Origin of the sequence: Pseudomonas sp. WS 5411, from assembly GCF_012985595.1 — a bacterium.
Classification (GTDB): Bacteria; Pseudomonadota; Gammaproteobacteria; order Pseudomonadales; family Pseudomonadaceae; genus Aquipseudomonas; species Aquipseudomonas shahriarae.
In genome coordinates this window covers 1-3,356 of record NZ_JAARMC010000043.1, presented here as the reverse complement: position 1 = coordinate 3,356, position 3,356 = coordinate 1, and the positions used below count along the sequence as shown (strand labels likewise).

The following is a 3,356-nucleotide window of genomic DNA, read 5'->3' as shown; positions in this document are numbered from 1 at the left end:
TCGTTCTTTAAAAATTTGGGTATGTGATAGAAAGATAGACTGAACGTTACTTTCACTGGTAACGGATCAGGCTAAGGTAAAATTTGTGAGTTACTCAAATTGAGTATTATCGAATTTTCGGCGAATGTCGTCTTCACAGTATAACCAGATTGCTTGGGGTTATATGGTCAAGTGAAGAAGCGCATACGGTGGATGCCTTGGCAGTCAGAGGCGATGAAAGACGTGGTAGCCTGCGAAAAGCTTCGGGGAGTCGGCAAACAGACTTTGATCCGGAGATGTCTGAATGGGGGAACCCAGCCATCATAAGATGGTTATCTTAAGCTGAATACATAGGCTTAAGAGGCGAACCAGGGGAACTGAAACATCTAAGTACCCTGAGGAAAAGAAATCAACCGAGATTCCCTTAGTAGTGGCGAGCGAACGGGGACTAGCCCTTAAGTGGCTTTGAGATTAGCGGAACGCTCTGGAAAGTGCGGCCATAGTGGGTGATAGCCCTGTACGCGAAAATCTCTTAGTCATGAAATCGAGTAGGACGGAGCACGAGAAACTTTGTCTGAATATGGGGGGACCATCCTCCAAGGCTAAATACTACTGACTGACCGATAGTGAACTAGTACCGTGAGGGAAAGGCGAAAAGAACCCCGGAGAGGGGAGTGAAATAGATCCTGAAACCGTATGCGTACAAGCAGTGGGAGCCCACTTTGTTGGGTGACTGCGTACCTTTTGTATAATGGGTCAGCGACTTATTTTCAGTGGCGAGCTTAACCGAATAGGGGAGGCGTAGCGAAAGCGAGTCTTAATAGGGCGTCTAGTCGCTGGGAATAGACCCGAAACCGGGCGATCTATCCATGGGCAGGTTGAAGGTTGGGTAACACTAACTGGAGGACCGAACCGACTACCGTTGAAAAGTTAGCGGATGACCTGTGGATCGGAGTGAAAGGCTAATCAAGCTCGGAGATAGCTGGTTCTCCTCGAAAGCTATTTAGGTAGCGCCTCATGTATCACTGTAGGGGGTAGAGCACTGTTTCGGCTAGGGGGTCATCCCGACTTACCAAACCGATGCAAACTCCGAATACCTACAAGTGCCGAGCATGGGAGACACACGGCGGGTGCTAACGTCCGTCGTGAAAAGGGAAACAACCCAGACCGTCAGCTAAGGTCCCAAAGTTATGGTTAAGTGGGAAACGATGTGGGAAGGCTTAGACAGCTAGGAGGTTGGCTTAGAAGCAGCCACCCTTTAAAGAAAGCGTAATAGCTCACTAGTCGAGTCGGCCTGCGCGGAAGATGTAACGGGGCTCAAACCATACACCGAAGCTACGGGTATCATCTTCGGATGATGCGGTAGAGGAGCGTTCTGTAAGCCTGTGAAGGTGAGTTGAGAAGCTTGCTGGAGGTATCAGAAGTGCGAATGCTGACATGAGTAACGACAATGGGTGTGAAAAACACCCACGCCGAAAGACCAAGGTTTCCTGCGCAACGTTAATCGACGCAGGGTTAGTCGGTCCCTAAGGCGAGGCTGAAAAGCGTAGTCGATGGAAAACAGGTTAATATTCCTGTACTTCTGGTTATTGCGATGGAGGGACGGAGAAGGCTAGGCCAGCTTGGCGTTGGTTGTCCAAGTTTAAGGTGGTAGGCTGGAATCTTAGGTAAATCCGGGATTCTAAGGCCGAGAGCTGATGACGAGTCATCTTTTAGATGACGAAGTGGTTGATGCCATGCTTCCAAGAAAAGCTTCTAAGCTTCAGGTAACCAGGAACCGTACCCCAAACCGACACAGGTGGTTGGGTAGAGAATACCAAGGCGCTTGAGAGAACTCGGGTGAAGGAACTAGGCAAAATGGCACCGTAACTTCGGGAGAAGGTGCGCCGGTGAGGGTGAAGGACTTGCTCCGTAAGCTCATGCCGGTCGAAGATACCAGGCCGCTGCGACTGTTTATTAAAAACACAGCACTCTGCAAACACGAAAGTGGACGTATAGGGTGTGACGCCTGCCCGGTGCCGGAAGGTTAATTGATGGGGTTAGCTAACGCGAAGCTCTTGATCGAAGCCCCGGTAAACGGCGGCCGTAACTATAACGGTCCTAAGGTAGCGAAATTCCTTGTCGGGTAAGTTCCGACCTGCACGAATGGCGTAACGATGGCGGCGCTGTCTCCACCCGAGACTCAGTGAAATTGAAATCGCTGTGAAGATGCAGTGTATCCGCGGCTAGACGGAAAGACCCCGTGAACCTTTACTATAGCTTTGCACTGGACTTTGAATTTGCTTGTGTAGGATAGGTGGGAGGCTTTGAAGCGTGGACGCCAGTTCGCGTGGAGCCAACCTTGAAATACCACCCTGGCAACTTTGAGGTTCTAACTCAGGTCCGTTATCCGGATCGAGGACAGTGTATGGTGGGTAGTTTGACTGGGGCGGTCTCCTCCTAAAGAGTAACGGAGGAGTACGAAGGTGCGCTCAGACCGGTCGGAAATCGGTCGTAGAGTATAAAGGCAAAAGCGCGCTTGACTGCGAGACAGACACGTCGAGCAGGTACGAAAGTAGGTCTTAGTGATCCGGTGGTTCTGTATGGAAGGGCCATCGCTCAACGGATAAAAGGTACTCCGGGGATAACAGGCTGATACCGCCCAAGAGTTCATATCGACGGCGGTGTTTGGCACCTCGATGTCGGCTCATCACATCCTGGGGCTGAAGCCGGTCCCAAGGGTATGGCTGTTCGCCATTTAAAGTGGTACGCGAGCTGGGTTTAGAACGTCGTGAGACAGTTCGGTCCCTATCTGCCGTGGACGTTTGAGATTTGAGAGGGGCTGCTCCTAGTACGAGAGGACCGGAGTGGACGAACCTCTGGTGTTCCGGTTGTCACGCCAGTGGCATTGCCGGGTAGCTATGTTCGGAATAGATAACCGCTGAAAGCATCTAAGCGGGAAACTAGCCTCAAGATGAGATCTCACTGGAACCTTGAGTTCCCTGAAGGGCCGTCGAAGACTACGACGTTGATAGGTTGGGTGTGTAAGCGCTGTGAGGCGTTGAGCTAACCAATACTAATTGCCCGTGAGGCTTGACCATATAACACCCAAGCAATTTGACTACTCTTGACTTGGAAACAAGCAAAAGCATCAGATTGCGGTGTGTGAAGACGAAATGAACCGAAAGTTCGAATCTCACAAAACACCGAAAGCTATCACATACCCAATTTGCTGAAGCGAGACCATCTGGTCACGACTCAGTACCCGAATTTCTTGACGACCATAGAGCATTGGAACCACCTGATCCCATCCCGAACTCAGTAGTGAAACGATGCATCGCCGATGGTAGTGTGGGGTTTCCCCATGTGAGAGTAGGTCATCGTCAAGATTAAATTCC

Annotated in this window: 2 rRNA genes; both read left to right on the top strand. The window is 50.6% G+C overall.

The annotated features are described in order from the left end of the window. The first annotated feature begins 165 nt into the window (after positions 1 to 165). A 23S ribosomal RNA gene (locus tag HBR93_RS26665) occupies positions 166 to 3,059 on the top strand. 172 nt (positions 3,060 to 3,231) lie between these two features. Continuing rightward, positions 3,232 to 3,347 (top strand): 5S ribosomal RNA (gene rrf, locus HBR93_RS26660). Positions 3,348 to 3,356 lie beyond the last annotated feature (9 nt).